Genomic DNA, 20,203 nt, shown 5'->3' on the forward strand with positions numbered 1-20,203 from the left:
AGGTGTTAGACGAGGAACTCGGCTGGAAGGAAAAGCATCGGACGAACGGTGAAGGACTGCCACCAGGATACGAGCACAGACTCGGCTAAGCCGCCTCGCTTCGCCTGAAGCGAGGCTGGCGAACAGCGACAGCTGTCTTCGGAGACCGGTCTGAGCGACGTCCACAGCGGAAACCAACCAGATATGTGACTCTTTCTCGACTCTCCGTGGCGTCAGAAGTGTACTTCGTCTCGTATCGGCGTCCTCACCGTGTCAGACCGGCTCTTGCTGCCACCGCCATCAAGAGAGTGGACAACTAGCGAAAGTAGAGGTTCGTACTACTGAAAGGGATTCGTAGCAAGAACGGAATCACAAGGTCTGGTTGGGCCTCATTGAACACTATTGACGTTCCTGTGTTCCAAACCACCCACGATCCGATGCTCACCATTCCAAGGATAGCAGCGACAAGGTACTGCTCTGCTTCTCCAAGATCAGAACGGCTGACAAGTATGTATTCTACAAGTAGACCGACTGTGGTTGCAGCGATGAGCGCTGTCGGGAGTAGCCCAATAGAGAAACGAAGGGGCTTCAAAATAAACACAATTGGCTGAACAGCCGCGTACCTCACCGGCGGTATTAGAAGAAAAACCACACCGATCAGCAGGACCCCGAACAAGATCCACTTGTTACCCCTCATTAGATGGTAAATTAGTTGTCATTAGTATTTAGTTCTTGACCGACTTGCGCGCTGAGTTCAGCACGGCCACAGAGACCTCACCGAACGCTGTCAGGAGTGCCGTGACACACACACAGTGTAGACTACCTCGCGGCCGTCACTTCGTAATCCGGAGGCCTGTGCCGGTCTAGTAGAGATAGCTTTTCAACAGCAACTGTTTGAGGAAGGCCTCCGCCTCCGGGTGTTCGACGTCGCCGGCACTGATGCAGTCGATTGCTGTGTCGTGTGTGAATGGCTTGTCTGCCTCAACCGTCTGCTCGATCTGCTCGAACGCTGTTTGTTGCGATGGGGTCAGCCGGGTTGAGGAGTTCCGCATCAGGTGTAGGTCGGATCTCGGCTCACGTGATTGTTGGGGGTCGACGTCAATTTCGTGCGGTGCCGACAGGCGGCGAGTGATAATGCTTGAGTCCCGGGACGTGGATGTAGTCACCATTGTCTGGATGCTTTCCCTACCGGACGTTTACATTTGAGTGAATTCGGGGCTTGTCAGCGGACACGGTTCCAAGGGAAACAAGACTGTGTCTAGGTTTCGTTCGCAGACCCCATCTCGTTGACTGCAATCGGGATGACGAGACCGACGACGATGACTGCGGCCATTATCGCCCAGAAGGGGAAGGCGGTGAATGTAGACAGTCCATACAACAGGACAAGCGCGAGCGGTGCGGTAATGTAGATGATGTTGACCATGGTGTAGTGTTGTGAGTGGAGGATGAATTAGAACTCTTCACGGGTCTGGTACGCAAGGATTGAGTCGTATTCTGCTGTGTCAAGGCAATTTTTCGCGATAAAAAGTATCGAATTCGATGTCGAACGACATGGTGTCGCCCTCGTGGCCGTTTCCCGCATAGCAGGTCCAACAGCCACCTGCAGTGGGAGAGCGCCCCATAGCCATGGCTAGGGAACTGCCTGACTACTACAAAAAATCCGCGCCTGTTCGCTTACTCGGCTTCGACGGCCGTGTCCTTGTCGGCGTGGGCTGCGGGTTCAGCTGCGTCCTCGTCACGTGGGACGACATAGACGTACGCGACACTGTCCTTCTTGTCGAGATTCATTACACGAACGCGCACATCGTGGGTGTATCTCAAACCCTTGTCTTGCATGACCGTGTGATCCTTCCCGGCCTCTTCAATCGTTGTCAGAAGTCGCGTGCTGAATGTAGTCTATCTGGCTGGACAGAAGGATTACAGTCTATTTAGGTGTTGGTGAGGCGCTCTGTGTCTTATCCGCAGGTAAGGGAGGTTTCACCTCCTGCACTCATTACGGTGCCAAACCAGAGGTGCGTTGCCGGTCTGATACTCTCGATTGATAACTGCGACGAATCCAATCACGGTTGGATTAGACCACACAGATGAGGGAGACCGAGCTACTTCCGGTTGAGTACCTGCTGTTGATAGGTTGTTGAGGTGTGGGTCGTGAGCCACTCCTCCACAGCATCCTCGGAACCAAGCCCGATGAAGAACCAACCAAGCATGACAGCGATGAAGGCAACCACACCTGGGAGCCCGACTTTCAAGCCGTCAATGATGAACTGTACAGAGAAGATAAACTCGGCCTCTGTCCACAGTTGCGCCGGTACCCCTCCTTGCGACATTGCAATTGCATAGGGGAGGGTGACGATGGTCAGAATCGGATACAGGATATTGAGTCCAGGGCCTCCAATTGCACGCGTGTACGTGAGTGCAAAGTACACACCCGTCGCGACTCCTGCGACGAGCGTTGCTGTCTGACGCACCGCGATAGCCGTTGAACCGGTGGCTGCTGCCAACGCTGCGTCGCCCAATGTGAAGAGATACATGCTTGTAAACACGACACCGCCCAGCAGGACGGCCACGAAGTGGGTAATCGGAGACTGCGAAGTGAACGGCGTCAAAAACGCCAGCACCTGTTCGTCAGACATCCGCGTCTCGCGCACGTCTGAGGATCTGATTCGTCTCCTCAAGTTCTCGTTTGACAAGCATCGCCGTTTCCGACGGTAGATTTCGTCCGGCTATTGCGTCTACTGAATTTTGCATTTCATTAATACTATTCATAACATATATTACGAATCCTGTTATGAAGCATCGTCACCTCATTACCGACGTGATGCTGACCCACGTTGATAATTCCGTGGGTGGTATTCATCTCGGGGGGAATACGAGTCGACAATAAGACGTAGTGCCGCTATTGCTCTCGGTGTTCTGGTTGAGATGCTGGCAATCCTCATGGCCAACTTCGTGTCACTCCCAGGGGCGCTCATGTGGGTGGGGCTCGTTCTATCCCTTTTGATTGGGCTGATGGGAGGACTTGTGACTGGACGGTTTACCAGTGAGGGATGGCACACACGCGCGAACGTCGTCAGAGAATGATGGGGATGCCGATTCAGAAACAGTCAACCACCACCCGAAAATAAGGAGTGCAGAACAGTGCCGCCGCTCAGGAGTCAGCGGACACAGAACGGTTCAGCGTTAGTCCGGCGGGTCGAGGCTGTAGTATTTCTTCGCCACCGTCAGGAACTGATTGGCGTCCACACGCGGTGCGTACGTCGCGTTCTCACCCTCGATAGCGAGTTTCACCAGCAAGTCCACGAGCCGCCAGAAGTTGTACAGCACGCACGCGAACCGACGACGAGTCGAGCAACCCGTAGTCGACGTGTCACCGACTCGCGGTCCCCGCCTGCATCGATGATGATCATATCGATGGCCCCGAGAAAGACGCTCTTCAAGAGATCGAGCAGGAGACTCATTGGGTATGTGATGTAAAATCGTTAACTGCTATGGGTGTGGCGGTTCGTGACACCGAGTGCACCCGAAGGTCGAAGAGGAGGGCCAACGGGTGAGAAACTCCTAGCGGCTCGTACCGTCACTCGCCGACGCCGACGCACGCCCAGCACCCAGTGTGCATCACAACATGTATCACCCCCAACGCACGACTCACCAGCAACCCACTGATGGCGTCGTCGCTCACTATTCGGCTCGAGGCGCTTGAAGCCCGCTCGCCACAGCACTACAGCACCCTCCGACGGCACCTCCCACTCCTCCAGACAGCGCTCGCCGACGCCACACGCCCCTACCCAACGGGCCGCCAACTGTATGCCCACCTCGAGGATCCGCCCATTCCGACACGGACCTTCGGCCGCCTGCTCGCCTTGCTGGTCGATCTCGAAATCATCGACATCTACGCCGAGCGCTCCAGCGCCAATCGCTACGACATTCGTGCATACGACGCGGCTGACCTCGACGAGCTTGAGACGCTGCTCGTGTGAGCACTGCAGAGCGCGCGCTACGAACGTGCCAGTGCCGAGACTGAACAGGCGTCCAGGTAGCCCCCTACTGATGAACCTCGTTGATCAGCAACTCAGCCCCCGCACATACACTTAGAAACACTTCCGCTACGGAATCGTCCAACGATTTCTGACGGTGAGCAAGTAACTTCCGCTTGTCGAAGCTGTCGTTGTCAAACTGCTGTTTCTCTTGGACGAAGCCGGTCTCCTTCTGTGGAGAGATTCGAGCCAGAGAGTATCACGCATTTTTCTCAACGTCCGAGAACTGTCATTTGGGGTTATCTCATTGCCAATCGTGGGAGTATCTATGAGCACAGAAACTCCACAATACCTCACCTTTGACATCTCCGCATCGGCAGAATCACCGACAAAGACCCGTGTATCGACCCGTGGGTTCGAATTCATCGTCGACGAACCGCCGACCCTCGGCGGGAGCGACGAGGGACCGAACCCCGTCGAGTTCCTCCTCGGCGCACTCGCCGGGTGCATGAACGTCACAGCCCACCAGGTCGCCCGCGAGATGAACCTTGACGTCCGCGATCTCGAGATCACCATCGACGGTGACCTCAACCCCGCGAAGTTCATGGGCAAGAGCGACGAATCGCGCGCCGGATACGAAGAGATTCGCGTCGATATCGCGGCCGATGTGGACGCGACAGACGAGACCATCCAGACGTGGCTCTCGATGGTCGAAGAACGATGCCCGGTTAGCGACAACCTCACCAACGGGACGCCCCTCGCTCTCGCTTTTAGCTCCCGCTGAGCGATTCGGCAGTCCCACCTCCCTGTTGGGCGCTTTGGACGTGGACGTCACACCCGAGTGGGCAACACGATCGATTCCAACGAAGTCATCGCGTGCGAGTGGCTGTCCGTGACACCGAGACACCCTGGACGCTGGCGACGGCCATCGTTTCCATCGACTGACTGAACGAGACGTCTTCTCCCTCTACTCACAGACAGCGACCAGATCCAGGCTCATACTGCTTCGTGTGCGAGATACAGGCTCCACCGTTTTTAGCGTCCAGCACCTTCTCTCAGATAGAGGGACAACGTGGCATCAGAACGAACAAACACAATCGAAGAGCGTCGACAATTTCCCACAGCCAAATTCACCATTTCCGCTTCTAACCGCTCGCACCACCACCTTGGAAGGTCAAGGAGAGGACCAACAGACGAACTTACTTTCGAGTTCGGCCGAAATCACCGTTCACGATACTACTTCGACCACTTCGAGAGTGACCACCGATAGAGACCGACGCCGATGAATTCCAGGGCGACACCAGCAGTACCGTTCAACGCTCGCGCTTCCGAAAGGTGCTCTTGAGTTTGATATCTCGCCCGGAAAACTTGAGAACCGTGCCATCCGGTCTCTGACGTTCACGTTCATCTCGATCCGGCAGGACTCGGAGAATGGAAAGACGCTGATGACTCGGGGACCTTATCCACCTAACCTACTAGCGGTAGTCCTCCGAACTCTGCATCGAATCTCGAAGTCAACCGAACTCTGTGACCGACTTGCGCCCTGTATGCAGCACAAACGCAGAATCGTGTCATCTTTTGATGATTTCAACAAGGACTCGAGAGTCTTAATACGGGCTGGCGAAAATGTGACAAACAACCAGCTTCCCCCGAATACATGTACATATAATCTCAAATATATTGTAATGACGTTAGGGGATACAGCTTAAGGAGGATTTATATTGAAGAACGAGTTGTATAAGGTATGCAAGCGCCACTGACCCAGCAGTCGACTGCCGGCGAGAACATCACGGTCCCTGCGGAACTCGACTCCCCCCAATCGAAACTCGTCTACCTGTATCTCACCGTCGAAGGCGAGACGACGATTGACGAGATCACCACCTCGCTGGGTATGAAAAAACTCTCGCTGTACCCCACGCTCAACAGACTCTCCCAGAACGGATTCATCCACCAAACCGGCGAGACCTACGTGTCCAACTACAACTAACCGTCTCACAGCGGCGTCCTCTCTCACGATATCTGATCTCCTTCTCAACCAGAAGCCTCCACTAACTCGTCCAGAGGGCGCTGTTGAAACCCCCACCAACTGAGAAGAGTGGCATGCTGACTACAGAGGGTGAGTTCATTGCGGAGTGGAGCAACGTCTAATTCTCACGGATGGATACGTGACCAACATTTCTAACTGGCTGCGAGATATCCCAAAAGGCTACGGCTGGGAATCACTCACGGAGCGTAACAGACCCATCCAGTCGGTGGGATACAAAATTCGACCTGTCTATCGTTATCGGTCGTAACCGCTTGGGCGCTGCCGCTGTGGTCACTGAGCGGCTGTTCCTCTCAGGATGTTTGAACCTGTATGGAGTGTCAGTCTTGCGTGCGGTTAAGCCCGACTAGCAGGTTCCCCTGCCGTTCGAACACATACAGGTCGCTGCCTGCGTGACGTATTAGTGCCGGCCCCGCAGCATAGGTTCGGCGGATCGACAACAGGTTCGAGATAGCCTCGTCGTCAATGTCGATGCGGCCACTGTACACGCGTGGGTACCCTTCGTATGTGAGAATGTACGCATACGCGAGCATCTCGTTCTCCGGTGGCGGGCTATCGTGGTTAGAGACGAAAGTTACCGTGCGGCGTGGATGCAGGGCGACCAGTCCAGCATCATCCAGCGTACTGGGATCGCCGTCACTGTCGAAGGCTTTCTCACGCATAGTGAAATAGAGCGGGTAGTCCATGACGGACATCCCCGTTTCGAGAGAGTCCTCGCAGTACGCTGAGCTGGTCCGATTCTCGTCTCCGGCTGGCAGCTCCGTCGGTCTCAGTCAGTAGCAGTGACCGATTTGCACGCTCTATTCACCCCGTTCGCAGCAACCTCATCGGATGCTGTCAGAAGCGACGTGCAACAGACAGAGAGTAAGTTCAGCATAATCGGTGATTAGGCGAGCGAGCAATGCAGAGCGTGAATGTATCACGCCCGTTATTGACCTACCTCGTGGCTGTCAAAAAGCCGTGGTAAATTCAGGGTGCGTACCTTGCGCGCTGGATGCGGGAATGAAGTACAGCAGGTCGGGATTTTCGGCGTAGCTGATTTGTAGCGACGGCTCAAAGTAGGGCGTGGTTCGTAGTGCGAACTGCAAACCGAGCGTGCGCACCTATTAGACAGTGCGGAGTTCTGTCGGCTTAACCGGTATTCACTTAGCGCCCCCGAAGGTAGTCAAGAATCACTCTATGAGCCGAATGTCGCTACTTATCCCTGTAGTGTTCCCCCAACAGGACGCCTTGACGGATACGAACGTACAGGGGTTGACTGGGTTCGATATTGTATTGTTCGGCTACTGGAAGACGCCCGAGGGGGTAGATCCAGCGATTGTCCGCGAGGAACACGAGGCCGAAGCGCAAGCCGAACTCTACGAGTTGGCGACCCGGTTCAGTCGTGCCGGTGCGCCGACGAAGGTTCAGTTGCACTTCGGTCCGGGTGGTGAGCAGATGGCGGCCCTTCAGAGCCGAATTACCCAAGAATCCGACGCCGACGCGGTGGTCGTTCCGAGCCGAATCACACAGTGGAGCAACATCCTCGTCCCACTGCGTGACGATCGGAACGCCGACCGAATCGCGGAATTTCTCGATGCATTCGACCCGGAGACAATTTTCGCACTGGAATTATTTCACGTCGTGGCAGACGAGAGTGACGTCGAGACTGCACGCGAGATGCTTGGTGGTGTAGAACGAATGCTGCTTGACCATGGATTTACCGAGAGCGACCTTGAAGTCACCGTGGAAGTAGCTTCTGACCCAGAGGCAGCGATTATTGAGCGGGCGAGCCGCCACAACGTCGTCATAATCGGGGAGACGGAAGGACTACAACGTCCAAATCAATTTCTCGGACCAACCTATGAACGTATCGCGGAGCGCACTCATGTCCCGGTCGTAGTCGTGCGAGGCTGACGTGGTTATCACGCGTTGGCTCTGGTCAACTACCCCGCCCTACTCGCGCTGACGCGCTCGTTGAGGACGGGGCTTGTCCATGAACTCGGCCTCAAACCAATCCGGGTGGGCAGTGAACCCGCCGCTCGGCGTCACAGTTCCAGACTTCAGGGCAAGCTGACTGTTGCCCGTCCGCCGAGACGACTGTTGGCCCCGACGGACATACCGCATACCGATATTCTTTGCTGCGTTGTAGTCCGCGTTCGCTTCCGACTCGCACTTCTGACACTGGAAGTCATTGCGAGTTGGACGATTCTCGTCTGCCGTGAATCCACACTCGGCGCACCGCTTCGATGTGTACGCCGAACCGACTTGGTTCACCGAGACGCCGACCGCTTCGGCTTTGTACTCCACCTGCTCGTACAATGTCCGGAACGCCCATTTGTGACCCCACGACGCGCCCGTTCGGTCGCGGATGTGGGTTAAGTTCTCGAACGCGATCACGTCGCACTCGTACCGGAGTGCTTCCGCGATAATAGCGTTCGACGCTCGGTGGAGAACGTCACGGATGTATCGTAACTCACGGCCACTTGACTGTTCGAGCGTCCGATGGGCACTTCGCGTTCCGGTCTGTTGGAGTCCGGCGCGTACTTTCTCGAACTCGCGGAGGTTGTGGGTTAACTCCCGCCCGCTAAAGAAGTAGGCGGTGCTGGTGACGGCGAGGTTTTCGATGCCGAGGTCAACCCCGAGGACCGTTCCGTCCTCGGCGGTGTTCCGTTCGGTATCGTTCTTGTGTCGGCGGAAGCCGATGTGCAAGAAGTAGTTGCCGTCACGGGCGGTGAGGGTGCTTTCCGTGACGCTCCATGCGTCCGAATCGAGGTACTGCCGTTGGTAGCCATCGTCGGCGTCAGGAAGTGCAAGTTCACACCGGACGCGACTCTGCGTTGTGGAGAGCGACACTGTCTCGTCATCGAACAGCGTCATGGTCCGGGTGTCGTACTTCACCGTGGGTGCGGTGAAGGTCGGCTTGCTCACCTTCTTGCCTTTGGACTGGCGTTCGATACAGCCGGTGATGGCTTGTGCGGATTGGTGGGTGGCGAGAATCGCGTGTTGACTACCGAGGTCGGTTTCTTCGCGCACAGTCTCGTAGGCGAGGGGCTGTACGCCGCTTTTGGCGTTGCACTTGCCCCACGCCATGTCCGTGGCGATTTGGCAACCACGCTTCCACTCGGAGATGGTGTCTTCGAGGAGGGTGCGTTGCTCGTCGGAAACTTCGAGACGAGTGATTGCCGTCCGACGCACGTAGTCGTCTGCCACGTATTCAATGTAACCGTGTGGCTACTAATAGGTGGGTGGTTATAACCGATACGAACGCGCTCCTCCCCTCCCTACTCACTCACTTCGTTCGTTCCTTGAGGAAGGGGACTCCGCGCTACCGCATCAGTTGAAACCCTTTAAACCCAACAGTAAACACGAAGGTGACATCCTCCCCGCCCTCAAGGATGGGGCTTCCCACGCCCGATTGCGCTGGTTTGGGAACTTCCGTTTACGATCCGACACGCCGATGGGAGTGCCACGCCCCCGTTACTCGTCTCCCGTGAAGGACTCCGAGGTACCTGATTGTTTAACGCCGGTTTGGTCGTCCGAAGGCTTACGTTTTGATGGGGCAAACACCACGTCAACGGCCAGTTTTCGGACAGTCAATCACGACGGGAGACCGTCGCAACGACAATCACAGAAACGCAGTGTGGACAGTTGTGCGTTCGGGTCACAGTGTTTGCGACCAAAGACGGCGCTGTATCCCCGCCCTCAAGGGCGAGGTTTGAGCGCCTGCGTTGTTCATAACCATGGTGATGGATACGCGCGCTGAGTTCAGCACGCCCACAGAAACCTCCCAGTTACTGTCAGAAGTGCCGTGCAACACTCTGAGAGTGAGTTCAGCACGACCGAACCAACTATTTGTTTCCTATCAAAAGTGACAAAGAGGAGTCAAATGGGCGAACAAGAACAACCTCTAACCTACAACAGACTACTAGCGGCCTTCCTACTCGCTATCCTCTTAGTCATTGCTCTGGGGGTCGGCTATGCTTTGATGTTTGACTGTATTATAGGCTGTCCCGGTTGATTCCTGAGGGTAGGTTATTCTCCGACATGCTACCGTTCTCAATCAAGTCTCAACAGCCAGTTGTAATCGAATGATATCTCCGTGGTACTGAATGTAATACCCGAATTCTTGGCCATCATGTTCAGGGAGTTCAGCAAGGTCATCTCTGACTTGGCAGTACTCTCTTGATTCCAGGTTTTTCGTCACGTTGCTACTCATTGCTGCTTCTTCGAGGGTTTCCTGAATGATTGTCTGATCCACAATCTGATCGTTAGTGGAATTTATGACAGTTACGTTGGCTGGTGGTTCATCGACCGCAGATGCGAATAGTAAGGCGTACCACGAGTAGGCTGATCGATATTTCTGAGAAGACTGGGTACGGGTGGGATGCCGGACGAGAGCCGGATCGTCCCGTGGGTATCCAATTGATCGATCGTGAGGACATCGATTTCTGGCAAGTCGACTCCAAGCCGGTCTCGTTGAGAGCTCTGACGACGCTCGTCGATCGACTACAGTAGGAAGTTTGGTTCTGCTAAACACTGAGTGGAATAGCCGGTAAGTAGAGTGTGCGAATTGAGCGAACAGTAAGTCGGTGTGGCCGATTTTCGCGCCGTGTAGTCGGTCCGACCGTTCACTCCTACTCAAAGTAGGTAGTCCGATAACCGAACGTCTCCATGAGAAACACCGCTTGCGAACAGTCGTGCTTTTGTGAACAGATCTATAGATGAACAAGGCGAGTGCCTCGGGGCTTGACCCCGAGGCGGTTCATACGTGAAGACGGGACAACGGAACCGACGCTGTCCGGCGATAGAGCTTATATCAAGTGTGACATACTACACAAGTGTCCACATTTCGCACTCGCATCCACGTCACCGAATCGCTCGCCCTCCTCCTTTGCATCGTCGCGACGTTTGCGTTCGCCCTGTTCCTCGTCTTAGAGTGGCAACTGTTGGACCTCTCTCGTGGCATTACGCCCTACTACTTCGGAGTCACGTTCATTGTCTGGGCCCTCATGTTGCTCTTCATCGGGTACTGGTATCAAGCTCGACGACAGTCGCACGAACAGCGGCTGATGGAGGAACTGCAGTTCGCGTATGCGCGCGGAGATCTGACAACCGAAGAGTATCAAGAACGGCAGAAGCAATTACAGAAGAAAACGTCTCGGTGAGTCTGCTCTCACCGTCCACTCACTTCACTGGCAGACGCAACTCGAATCAAACCCACTTTTCGTCTTTTCCCGAACGACGGTTCGAGCTCTCGTGTGACAAATCACACTACATAAGTGTGATTTATGATAGCATAGGAAGTGAAACCATAGATTGTCTTTCGACACTAGTAGCTGGTGACGAGATTTACAGTTTGGACTGAGAGAACGATTATGTGGTCAGAGCCCATATTTCTGGAACTGGATCGATACTACCAGCACGGCTCTCGATTAGGTATCTCGGTCGTTGGCCTCGTCGGGCTGGTCCTTTCGTTGTTCGGTGAATACCATATTTCCTCCGGAGAAATGCCGCCAGATCCGTTCGTTCCAATCCTACGCAATGATACTAAATATAGCTGTTTCACTGTGATTCGTCGAGCGGATACAAGTGAATATCTCCGCTCTCACTGAACCCGTCAGGGTATTTTCACCCTCACCGAGCTGCCCTGAAAGTGACTCCTCTCCCTGTGACACGTTAGTGAGTGGAACCCCGTGGTTGACGATCTCGCCAGAATCGACGCTGAGATCGAACACGCAATCGAGATCCGACGTCAGTCGAAGCGTCAAGTTGCCTGAATCGACGTTCACTGGGTCCTTCTGCCGCTCAATCGAGCGGAGCGTGAGTTCGACATCCCCATCTCCTTCGATTCCGGTGAAACCGGTGACCCCTGTGGTTCGGATGTCCCTGAGGTCTGTTACCAGTTCAGGATATCCCGCAGTATTGCTGACATTGATATCGCCGAGTCCCGTCTCGACGCGATTATGTTCGACAGTCTGTGAATCGGTTGTCGGGACGAAAATATCGAGATCCATCGACACCTGTGGACCCCCGGAAACCGGATTTCGAACCTCCCGAATACCCCTGAGTTCTAGGGTTCCATTTTCCCGATTCACGTTTAGGTTCGATGCCGAGAGAGCGTCCTCGCCTGCCCGCGTTCGCTTGTACATGTCGACAGTTATCGGTCTATTTCGACCCACAATTGTGCTTCACGGAGTGATCACCAGACGATTAACGATCCAACGGTCGAGCCGTATCAACAATCCCCTCCAAAAGAGCGGTTTCCCTTTGCTATATTAAACGATTTGTAATGTGCTTGATTACTTGGCCACAAACACTATTGTAATAAATTGTAAAAACAATACAAGTATGTCCGATTCAGGAGATGGATTCAAACTCGGAACGCAGCGACGGACGTTTCTCAAGATCGCGGGAGCGTCGGGACTGACCACTGTCGGTGTGAGTGGTACTGGAGCGGCTCAATCTGGCGACACAACCCCTTCCATCTGTGAGAAAGCGGATTCGGACGCAGACATATATGTAACTGTTCTCGGATCGGGTGCGTCTGCGCTGAAGAACGGTCGGTCGCAAGTCGGATATATCGTCCATCTAGATGGGGAACCCCGGATACTGGTGGACACCGGTGGTGGCACGGCGGCGGCAGTCAGCGAAGCAGGAATCGATATCACGGCACTCGATATCGTGTTGTTCACACACCTTCACGTCGACCACACGAGCGACTTCCCCGCGATGCTCAAAGCTTCCTATCAACAGGGTCGTGACGGTCGTCAGTGGCAGATACTCGGTCCGACCGGGGAGGGCAGCCGACCCGGGACCAAGGCCTGGGTCTCCAAGCTGTTCGACAAGACAGATGGCGCCTACAGCTACATCCACGAGTTCGTACACGACTATCTCGGGACGGATGTACGTCTCGAGACAACCGATATCTCGGCCCCGGTCGACTCGTCGGGAGAGATACAGACAGTGTACGAACGTGACGGTCTCTCGATCCAGGCGGCACCCACCAAACATGGTGCGATGCCATCGCTCGCGTATCGCATCACGTACGGCGGTTCGACGTTCACCTTCACCGGCGACTACAGTTCAAAGCTCGGAAACGTCCCTACTCTTGCGGAGGGATCCGACGTCTTGGTCCAGAACCGACTACTTAAGCCACAGTCGGAGCTCAAAGGGTCCTACGGACCTAAACGGACGCTCCACTCGACACCGGAGGAGGTTGGAACCAACGCTCAAACTGCCGGCGCAAATATGCTCGTCCTCTCACACGTGAGTCGGGACGAGGTCACCGACCTCGAACGAGAACTTGGGGTGATCGCCCAGAGATACGCCGGCCCGATCGTCGTTGCGAAAGACCTCCTCGACATCTATCCAGACGGCGAAGTTGTGAGTTCGACTGCGAACCCAGAGACCGGGGTAGGCACACACGGAAACGACGCCGACATGCTCTTCCGACCAAACCTCGGGTCATCGAACGACGAGCAGTAAGGTGTGGCGGGACGAGGTTTTACCACGCCCTCGCCATCACCGACTTTCGTGCTGTTTGTCTCGGGGCTTCGAACTGCTCTGATGCCAAATTGAGGGGAAATCCCCCGACTACCGTGGGCAGCACTCGTCTTCTTCACAACGGAATTCATATTTATCAGGCTCTGTTGAAATCCTCAAGCGATGATATGTGTCCGCGACCTTGCTGAATTCAGAGCGCACATGCAGTATCCGGGGTTTCACCGTATTTCTCGGTCCGCCTCCACAGTCAGATCACCCGTCGTTCTCTGTAAGCAGCGGCCATCATAGATCAAAGCCTACTCAAAATTATGGTGGCAGCAATCGTATTGGTCGATATGCGCGAAACCTGGAGACGGTCGATCGGAATCGGTGCGGGCTTTCTCGTGTGTGTAGCGGGTGGTGCACTTTGGCAGTGGAAACGTAGCCGACTCGCGGACCTCTCCGCCGGGAGCGAACTTGTCGAAACAAATCAGAGGGTCGTCGAAATCGCCCGACGGGGCTCGGGCTACCCCGTGCTGATACTTCATGGAGCTCCGGGTGGTTACGATCAGGGACTCCTATTTGGGGAGGGGGCGTTTGGAGACGACGTCGAAGTCATCTCCCCCTCCAGACCGGGCTTTCTCCGGACCCCGCTCGATGACCACAAGTCCTTTGAGGACCAAGCCGCCCTACTCGTGGCGCTTCTCGACGCCATCGACGTGGAACGCCCGATCGTCGTCGGTATCTCCTGTGGGGGCCCGATCGCTCTCCAACTCGCTGCCGATTATCCCGAGCGGGTCGCAGGACTGGTCCTCGGCTCGGCGATCACGACCGAGATTGATGAGCGAATGTACGACACGGGTAACCCGGTCATCGATCCGTTGCTCACCTCGGCGCCGGTGCTCGACATTCGCTCCGGTCTGCTCGCCTTTCTCCACCGGTTCATGCCCGTTCAGTTCATCGAGAACATGCACGCCGGCCTCTCGACGTTGGAGGGCGAAGACCTCGAAACCTACGTCGATTACATCCAGAATGACCCGGCACAGCACGCGATGGATCTCAGGTTCGCCTCGACCATCTTCCCCGCCAGCGCCCGTATCGATGGGACCCTTAACGACGAACGCTGGTGCCGTAATCTCCCCGTCGTCGACTACGAGACGATAGAGTGTCCGGTCCTGGTCTTTCACGGGGAATTCGACGCCGCCGTCCCGATCGACCACGCAGAGTGCGTGATCGACTCGCTGCCTGACGTCGAGTTTGTCCGCGTCAAGGCCGATCACCTCGCGGGTGTCGGCCCTGATGCTGACCGCGTCCGAAGGGCGCAACAATCGTTCGTCGAATCGATAATCGACCAGGTGGAGTCGACGACTGCTCAACAGTAGGGCCAACTGCGCTTCCCATGTTGACGTGACCGATCTCGGCTACTCGAATTTTCGACACCCGCTTGCTGCGCACACCACCTATATTCAGCACGCACCACCTGTCACTCTCTAAGGATTTCAACAGAGCCATTTATCACATACTTGTTATTCGGGGACTCCTCAGAGGATCGTGTTTGAGGTGATGGACAGTCAACGGTAGATGATTAATTACTTTCTCCGTAATGGAGTGGAGTAGCATAGTACTACCCCCAGCAGTATCGACAATGATACATCGTACATCGCTGACCTTACAGTCACCAAGGATTGTCCGATAAACCCACCCAGTTTGTCCGGTGTTTCACCTCGCGAGCCGTGAATCCGATTCTTGTTGGTTGCTAAATACACCCTCTATCTGTTTTACGCCGCTACTGACAGCATTCAGTGAGGTTGCCGTGGTCGTGCTGAATAGAGCGCGCAAGTCGGCCACCAGATAGGAAACAAGTCTTATTACAAAAACAGAGACACCGAATCTATGCGTAATAACAGGCGGTCGTTTCTCGCTGCCTGCACCGCGGGACTCGGGTCGATCGCAGGCTGTCTCTCGCTCGAACAACCGGTTTCCGATGGCACGTGGCCGCGTCGAACACTCGACACCGCCCACACTGGCCACTCAACGATAGAAGGCCCGACGAAGAACCTCCACAGCGACGAGAGACCAGGACGAACTGACGGCCAAAGTCAAGGCACGAACGCTTGCGGAGACCTGCGAAGACATGGACACGCTGCGAGCGTATCTGCACGACCTCGCCGAAGACGTTCGGTAGATTTAACCTGACGACGAGGCCGAATAGAGCGCTCGGGAGCCGGGTTTTCGCGCCTCCAGAATGGCTGGAGGCGAAACTCAATGAGCAACGACTCAGCCGGATCAACGACATCGACCGGCCTCACACCCGAGCAGCGTCTCGAAGCGCCGACCACCCACCTCGTCGACGCAGGTATCGCGACCATCCACGACATGGCGACGCTTCGAGCCTGTGTCGCCTACGAGAACGCGAATCAACAGCGTGTGCGGATTCTCCGACGGCTCGAACAGCGTGCACAGGAAATTCGAGCACTAAAAAGTGAATCGCACTAGAAGAAATCATCTCTCGATAAGAGACAGACAGGGAATCTCAGACCTTCGCGCTGTCATCAACAGGTTCCGTATCAGTAGTCGCAACAGGAAGTTCGATATTGATATTGTCGTACCACACGGACGGCTTCTTCGAGCGTCCAACCTGCTCGAACTCAACCGATACGAGTGTTTCGAGCTCCGAGAGGTTGTCGTAAACCTGACGGACGTCACAATTGACGAGCCGTGCAGCCTCACGGATACTCTGTGGCTCTTCACGAGCAATGGTCTGCAGGGGCTGGACGTTTTTCGCTGACAGTAATCGCTGAAGGTCTTCCTCACGCTGGAGGACAACCTCATAGAGTGGCTCCGGTTCATCACCCGCTTCAAGCGCGGCTAGTTGTGATTCGACCGCATCGAACGCATCGTCGGGTGTGCCAACCCGAACAGTCAACGTCCGGCGGTCGTGCGGTTCATCACCAGTTGATCCAGTCTTGCTCATATTCACTCACCTCGCGTCGAAATCGCTGAAGGACCTCAACGTAGCTGCCGGGATGGGTGATGTCAAAGGCACGAGCTGTCGCACCCTCAGCTCCCGGGCTACCATCGGTCGGAATGAGTACCTCGTCGTGCATCCTAGTGTGGATTTACGAGGCCGAAGACCAAGTAGCCCAACCTGTGTTCCGAGACAACCCAGGGGAACGCCTTGCTCTGTTGGAACCCATCTCGCTGTGCCTCCACCCTTCTCACCCCACGGGGAGTACTTTTGAGCGGTACCGAGTCGCCAGGATACCTGACAGTTCGACAGCAGCCAGTCGTGACGGGCAGACTGCTGTCACTCTTCACTCCCGCTGACCGGTCTCCGTCGAAGATTCACCAAAGCGATACCAGGTAGATGTAGCGAGAACTGCCCCGGTCAAGCCGGCAAGCACGTCTGCAGGTTCGAATGCTCGTCCGGGAACGCGTGTTTGAACGCGACCGGCCACGAGACTATGCGTAGTCGAGATGCACACTGCGAGGGCGGCAGCCTCTCGGTCGGTACGTCGACCACTACTGAGTGTCTCTGCTAGTATCACTGCGTAGCCTGCATGGCCGGCAAAATGGAGGAGCTTATCGGGACCCAGCCACTTCCACCCTGGATGCCGGTGCAAGGGTGATGGCAGCACCGACGCGACGAACAGAACCACTGTACTAACCGCAACCGCCATCCATCGAGATTTGGAGGACCGACTGTGCATAGCTCAGTTAGGTCCTCCAGCCGTTTGACATAGAAGACAGTCAAGCTTGCGGCGTTTCAGCCGTGGAACGAATTGACTATAGCTGATATCAAGCCACGTGAAAAGGGTGCGTTCAGGGCTGCTATGGGCAATCGACTCTGGGTCTGCATATCTCGAATCTGCTCCACCGTTTCGTCGATCATGCATCTATCTGTGCCACCGACTACCAATGACCTTCCCCTCGGTTGCTCGGTATCTCTGAGAGTCCCGCAGCGAACGGGAGACGTTCATCCGCGATACCGAGCCGGCTTTGGAGGGCACACTCAACTGCAATCGTGAACAACGTGACAGTGATCGACCGCTCTACAGGCCAACGCTTTTCTAATCATAAGTGTTATCACTTAACGATGGAGCTCCCTGATCGGATGGGGGTGCTACGTGTAGACCTCTCGGAGAGGTCGGTCCAAAGCGAGCGCACCCCCGAGGCGTGGCGCCGAAGATACATCGGTGGGAAAGGGCTCGGAGCGAGATACCTCTACGACGACCTCTCGCCGAACGTCGAGCCGCTCGACCCCGAAAACATCCTCGCGTTCATGTTAGGTCCGCTCTCGGGGTACCTCCCGGGAGAACAGCGCTACGCGGCGATTACGAAATCACCGCTTACAGGGACGTTTCTGGACTCGTATAGCGGTGGAACGTTCCCCGAAAGCCTCACAAGCGCGCTCGGAGACCACGTGGGGTTGCTCGTCTCGGGGCAGGCCTCCGACCCTGTCGTCCTCGTCGTCGAGAACGGAACTGCTCGAGTCGAGCAGACCGACACCTGGGGGCTTGACGCAGTCAAGACGTGCGACGCCTTCGACGGTTCTGTGGCCTGTATCGGTCCTGCAGGCGAAAAACGAGTCGCGTACGCGACGATCGCCTCCGACCGTGCGGACCACCACGCCGGTCGGGGTGGAGCCGGTGCAGTCATGGGCTCGAAGCAACTGAAAGCCGTAGTGGCGAGGGGGAGTCCGCTCGAACCACCACCAGCCCTCGCGGCACGCCGAGAACGCGACGAGACGACGTTCGCTGCCAGCGACACCGGCCGCTGGCACACGACCAGCGAGACCGTCGAGACTGTTGACTTCGCCGACCGTGCAGGCATCCTCGCCTCCCACGGATGGCGGAATCGAGGGTTCGACGACGCCGAGAATATCGGTATCGAAGCTGTCTGCGAGCGAGCATACGAACGCGAACACGATGGGGTGATTCCTGGCGGCTTCCGCCTCGAGACTGACGTCGGAGACACAGTTCCGCGTGGAGCGACCGCGATGAGTCTCGGTGCCGGCCTTGCACTCTCGGACTTCGACGCTGTCGTCGAACTCGGGGAACGATGCAACCGACTCGGGATGGATCTCATCAGTGCTGGCAACGCCGTCGCGTGGGCCATTCGTGCAGCAGGGGAGGATCTGATCGACTACGACATCGCTTTCCACGACCCCGACGGGGCACGCACCCTCTTGGAGTCGATTGCGGCACGCGACTCTCCACTCGGTGACACACTCGCCGATGGGGTAGAGACCGCGGTCGACCGATTCGGTGGGGGCGAGTTTATTCCAACAGTCAAACAGATGACACTGCCTGCCTACGACCCGCGCGGTGCCGCCAGTATGGCGTTAGCATATGCAACGAGCGACCGCGGTGCCTGTCATCGTCGTGCTCGCCCTGTGGAGCGAGAGGTATTCGAAGAACAGTGGGGGGTTGAGACGATGGTACAAGAGATAATCGAGGCACAAGACGACCGTTCGGTCCGCTGGAGTCTCGTCGCCGACGACTTCGCTGGTGAGGTAGTCGTCGCCGAAGCGTGGTTAGACGCGATTGACGTCCCACACGACGACATCGAGACGGTCGGTGAGCGAATCTGGAATCTGGTTCGACTGTTCAACGTCCGAGAAGGATTCGACAGAGAGCACGACTGTTTGCCGAACGCACTCGAAACCGGGGCTGCGCTCTCCAAAGAACGATTCGACGAGATGCTCGACGCCTACTACGAGGCACGTGGGTGGGGACCCAACGGTACTCCAGCCCGTTCGACGCTCCGCCGGCTCGATCTTCAGGATACAGTAGACGACCACACCCCTATCGCCGATTCACCTATCGAGACGAGCAGTAGACCGACATTCGACCATACCCCGGACGACCCGTGATCAATGACCGACCGAATCGATCTCGACGAACTGACCGAATCGACGGACGAACAGGACGAAGAGTCGAAGGCAGGCGACTGGTTCTGGCGGGGGGAGGGGGACCCGGGCGACGAACGACCGTCGCTCACGACGACAGACCCCGCCGACGTAGACCCCAGTGTACCTTCCGACGGTGAGGCACGGTCGACAGACGGACCCGACCCAGGTGACGAGTCCGAGGAATCGATCGGCAGCGTGCTGCCGCACGTTCCCCGCGAGAACAAAGATAAACCAGTGGGCATCCCAATCGACGACGGCGGTGCTGGCGGCGGCCAGGGGCGGGACCAGCAGACTGAAACGCCGCAGGTGGGCGCCGACGCGACCGAGTTCGACGCTCGTCCTGATTCCGGCCAACCGACCACGAGCGACTCGGTCTCGGATCCCCACGGTGGTGGAGCGGACGACATGACGATGGCCTTCACATTCAACGCGATACGGAGCCTCGTCCATCCGACGCAGGTCGTCGCTGACGCCTCCCAGTGGACCGACTGGCTCGGTATCGTCGGCCACGTCGACGCTCACATCATCAACAAGTTCCAGCGTGAGCATCAGATCGACATCGACTTCTTCAATGGTTCGGGGACGTCCCCGGGTGAGCGCCTCGCAGAGATCGACGAGCACTCCATGTTCTTCGCGGAGCGGATGGTTGTCGTCGGTGTCGTGGGGGAAGACGAGTCGATCGCTCACGAGGCCGACTGGGAGTTCGTTCCGCTGTCGACGGCAGCAACGAAGGCCGAGTGGACACTCCGCGACGAGTCCCCCTGACGATGCGAGCGTAGGCGGGGTTTTATGTTCTCAGCTACCCAATCTCCTTGATGGGTGTTATCA

At 56.4% G+C, this 20,203-nt stretch carries 21 protein-coding genes and 1 pseudogene; 11 read left to right on the forward strand and 11 right to left on the reverse strand.

The window, feature by feature from the left end; all coding sequences use genetic code 11:
* Positions 1-295: 295 nt before the first annotated feature.
* The 5 genes from BSG17_RS19440 to BSG17_RS27585 form a co-directional block, all read right to left on the reverse strand.
* Positions 296-676, reverse strand: coding sequence for a hypothetical protein (locus BSG17_RS19440; RefSeq protein ID WP_089827078.1), 381 nt, complete (start codon positions 674-676; stop codon positions 296-298).
* Between the two features lie 166 nt (positions 677-842).
* Positions 843-1,031: a hypothetical protein gene (locus tag BSG17_RS19445; RefSeq protein WP_089827080.1), complete on the reverse strand. Its 189-nt coding sequence runs from the start codon at positions 1,029-1,031 to the stop codon at positions 843-845.
* A 206-nt stretch (positions 1,032-1,237) separates the two neighbouring features.
* Positions 1,238-1,402, reverse strand: a complete 165-nt coding sequence (locus BSG17_RS27210; protein WP_170864881.1) for a DUF7987 family protein — start codon at positions 1,400-1,402, stop codon at positions 1,238-1,240.
* A gap of 676 nt (positions 1,403-2,078) precedes the next feature.
* Positions 2,079-2,612, reverse strand: coding sequence for a hypothetical protein (locus BSG17_RS19450; protein WP_089827082.1), 534 nt, complete (start codon positions 2,610-2,612; stop codon positions 2,079-2,081).
* Positions 2,613-3,159: 547 nt separating this feature from the next.
* The gene (locus BSG17_RS27585) at positions 3,160-3,303 is read right to left on the reverse strand and encodes a hypothetical protein (RefSeq protein WP_211609231.1); all 144 of its coding nucleotides are present in this window, start codon (positions 3,301-3,303) and stop codon (positions 3,160-3,162) included.
* Positions 3,304-3,587: 284 nt separating this feature from the next.
* Here BSG17_RS27585 and BSG17_RS19455 point away from each other — a divergent pair, with 284 nt between their 5' ends.
* The 3 genes from BSG17_RS19455 (at position 3,588) to BSG17_RS19465 (ending at position 5,940) form a co-directional block, all read left to right on the forward strand.
* Entirely contained in the window at positions 3,588-3,956 is a 369-nt protein-coding gene (locus BSG17_RS19455; protein ID WP_244531617.1) for a hypothetical protein, read from the forward strand.
* 325 nt (positions 3,957-4,281) lie between these two features.
* Entirely contained in the window at positions 4,282-4,737 is a 456-nt protein-coding gene (locus tag BSG17_RS19460) for an OsmC family protein (RefSeq protein ID WP_089827087.1), read from the forward strand.
* A gap of 960 nt (positions 4,738-5,697) precedes the next feature.
* Positions 5,698-5,940: a helix-turn-helix domain-containing protein gene (locus tag BSG17_RS19465; protein ID WP_089827089.1), complete on the forward strand. Its 243-nt coding sequence runs from the start codon at positions 5,698-5,700 to the stop codon at positions 5,938-5,940.
* 377 nt (positions 5,941-6,317) lie between these two features.
* Here BSG17_RS19465 and BSG17_RS19470 read toward each other — a convergent pair whose 3' ends face one another.
* Positions 6,318-6,683: an alpha-amylase family protein gene (locus BSG17_RS19470; protein ID WP_139246710.1), complete on the reverse strand. Its 366-nt coding sequence runs from the start codon at positions 6,681-6,683 to the stop codon at positions 6,318-6,320.
* 264 nt (positions 6,684-6,947) lie between these two features.
* Positions 6,948-7,100, reverse strand: a complete 153-nt coding sequence (locus tag BSG17_RS27590) for a hypothetical protein (RefSeq protein WP_211609232.1) — start codon at positions 7,098-7,100, stop codon at positions 6,948-6,950.
* Between the two features lie 106 nt (positions 7,101-7,206).
* Between BSG17_RS27590 and BSG17_RS19475 the strand changes: the two genes are divergently transcribed.
* Positions 7,207-7,893: a universal stress protein gene (locus BSG17_RS19475; RefSeq protein ID WP_139246711.1), complete on the forward strand. Its 687-nt coding sequence runs from the start codon at positions 7,207-7,209 to the stop codon at positions 7,891-7,893.
* Between the two features lie 39 nt (positions 7,894-7,932).
* Here BSG17_RS19475 and BSG17_RS19480 read toward each other — a convergent pair whose 3' ends face one another.
* Together BSG17_RS19480 and BSG17_RS26255 are read right to left on the reverse strand one after the other, a co-directional pair.
* Positions 7,933-9,189 (reverse strand): RNA-guided endonuclease InsQ/TnpB family protein, encoded by a 1,257-nt coding sequence (locus BSG17_RS19480; RefSeq protein WP_089827095.1) that lies wholly within the window; start codon positions 9,187-9,189, stop codon positions 7,933-7,935.
* An 850-nt stretch (positions 9,190-10,039) separates the two neighbouring features.
* A complete protein-coding gene (locus BSG17_RS26255; protein WP_139246712.1) occupies positions 10,040-10,237 on the reverse strand; it encodes a hypothetical protein in 198 nt (65 codons plus the stop codon).
* A gap of 580 nt (positions 10,238-10,817) precedes the next feature.
* On the opposite strand from BSG17_RS26255, the gene BSG17_RS19490 reads away from it, so the two are divergent.
* Positions 10,818-11,144, forward strand: coding sequence for an SHOCT domain-containing protein (locus tag BSG17_RS19490; RefSeq protein WP_089827099.1), 327 nt, complete (start codon positions 10,818-10,820; stop codon positions 11,142-11,144).
* Positions 11,145-11,513: 369 nt separating this feature from the next.
* Here the strand turns inward: BSG17_RS19490 and BSG17_RS19495 are convergent, their stop codons facing one another.
* A complete protein-coding gene (locus tag BSG17_RS19495) occupies positions 11,514-12,128 on the reverse strand; it encodes a hypothetical protein (RefSeq protein ID WP_139246713.1) in 615 nt (204 codons plus the stop codon).
* A gap of 142 nt (positions 12,129-12,270) precedes the next feature.
* Here BSG17_RS19495 and BSG17_RS19500 point away from each other — a divergent pair, with 142 nt between their 5' ends.
* The 4 genes and pseudogenes from BSG17_RS19500 (at position 12,271) to BSG17_RS19510 (ending at position 15,957) form a co-directional block, all read left to right on the forward strand.
* Complete coding sequence (locus tag BSG17_RS19500) at positions 12,271-13,464, forward strand: MBL fold metallo-hydrolase (protein WP_139246714.1); 1,194 nt, start codon at positions 12,271-12,273, stop codon at positions 13,462-13,464.
* A 353-nt stretch (positions 13,465-13,817) separates the two neighbouring features.
* Positions 13,818-14,843, forward strand: a complete 1,026-nt coding sequence (locus BSG17_RS19505) for an alpha/beta fold hydrolase (RefSeq protein WP_211609233.1) — start codon at positions 13,818-13,820, stop codon at positions 14,841-14,843.
* A 680-nt stretch (positions 14,844-15,523) separates the two neighbouring features.
* Positions 15,524-15,646 (forward strand): annotated as a pseudogene (locus BSG17_RS28965) (DUF7389 domain-containing protein); the annotation flags it as partial.
* An 80-nt stretch (positions 15,647-15,726) separates the two neighbouring features.
* Positions 15,727-15,957: a DUF8129 domain-containing protein gene (locus tag BSG17_RS19510; protein ID WP_089827103.1), complete on the forward strand. Its 231-nt coding sequence runs from the start codon at positions 15,727-15,729 to the stop codon at positions 15,955-15,957.
* Between the two features lie 37 nt (positions 15,958-15,994).
* On the opposite strand, the gene BSG17_RS19515 is transcribed toward BSG17_RS19510, so the two are convergent.
* Positions 15,995-16,435 carry an HVO_A0114 family putative DNA-binding protein gene (locus BSG17_RS19515; RefSeq protein WP_089827104.1) on the reverse strand — a complete coding sequence of 147 codons (441 nt, stop codon included), beginning with the start codon at positions 16,433-16,435 and terminating at the stop codon, positions 15,995-15,997.
* 1,122 nt (positions 16,436-17,557) lie between these two features.
* Between BSG17_RS19515 and BSG17_RS19525 the strand changes: the two genes are divergently transcribed.
* On the forward strand, positions 17,558-19,336 hold the full coding sequence (locus tag BSG17_RS19525; protein WP_089827106.1) for an aldehyde ferredoxin oxidoreductase family protein: 1,779 nt from the start codon (positions 17,558-17,560) through the stop codon (positions 19,334-19,336).
* Between the two features lie 3 nt (positions 19,337-19,339).
* Complete coding sequence (locus tag BSG17_RS19530) at positions 19,340-20,140, forward strand: DUF7124 domain-containing protein (RefSeq protein WP_089827107.1); 801 nt, start codon at positions 19,340-19,342, stop codon at positions 20,138-20,140.
* The last annotated feature ends 63 nt before the right edge of the window (positions 20,141-20,203 follow it).

Origin of the sequence: Halogranum amylolyticum (assembly GCF_900110465.1) — an archaeon.
Taxonomy (GTDB): Archaea; Halobacteriota; Halobacteria; order Halobacteriales; family Haloferacaceae; genus Halogranum; species Halogranum amylolyticum.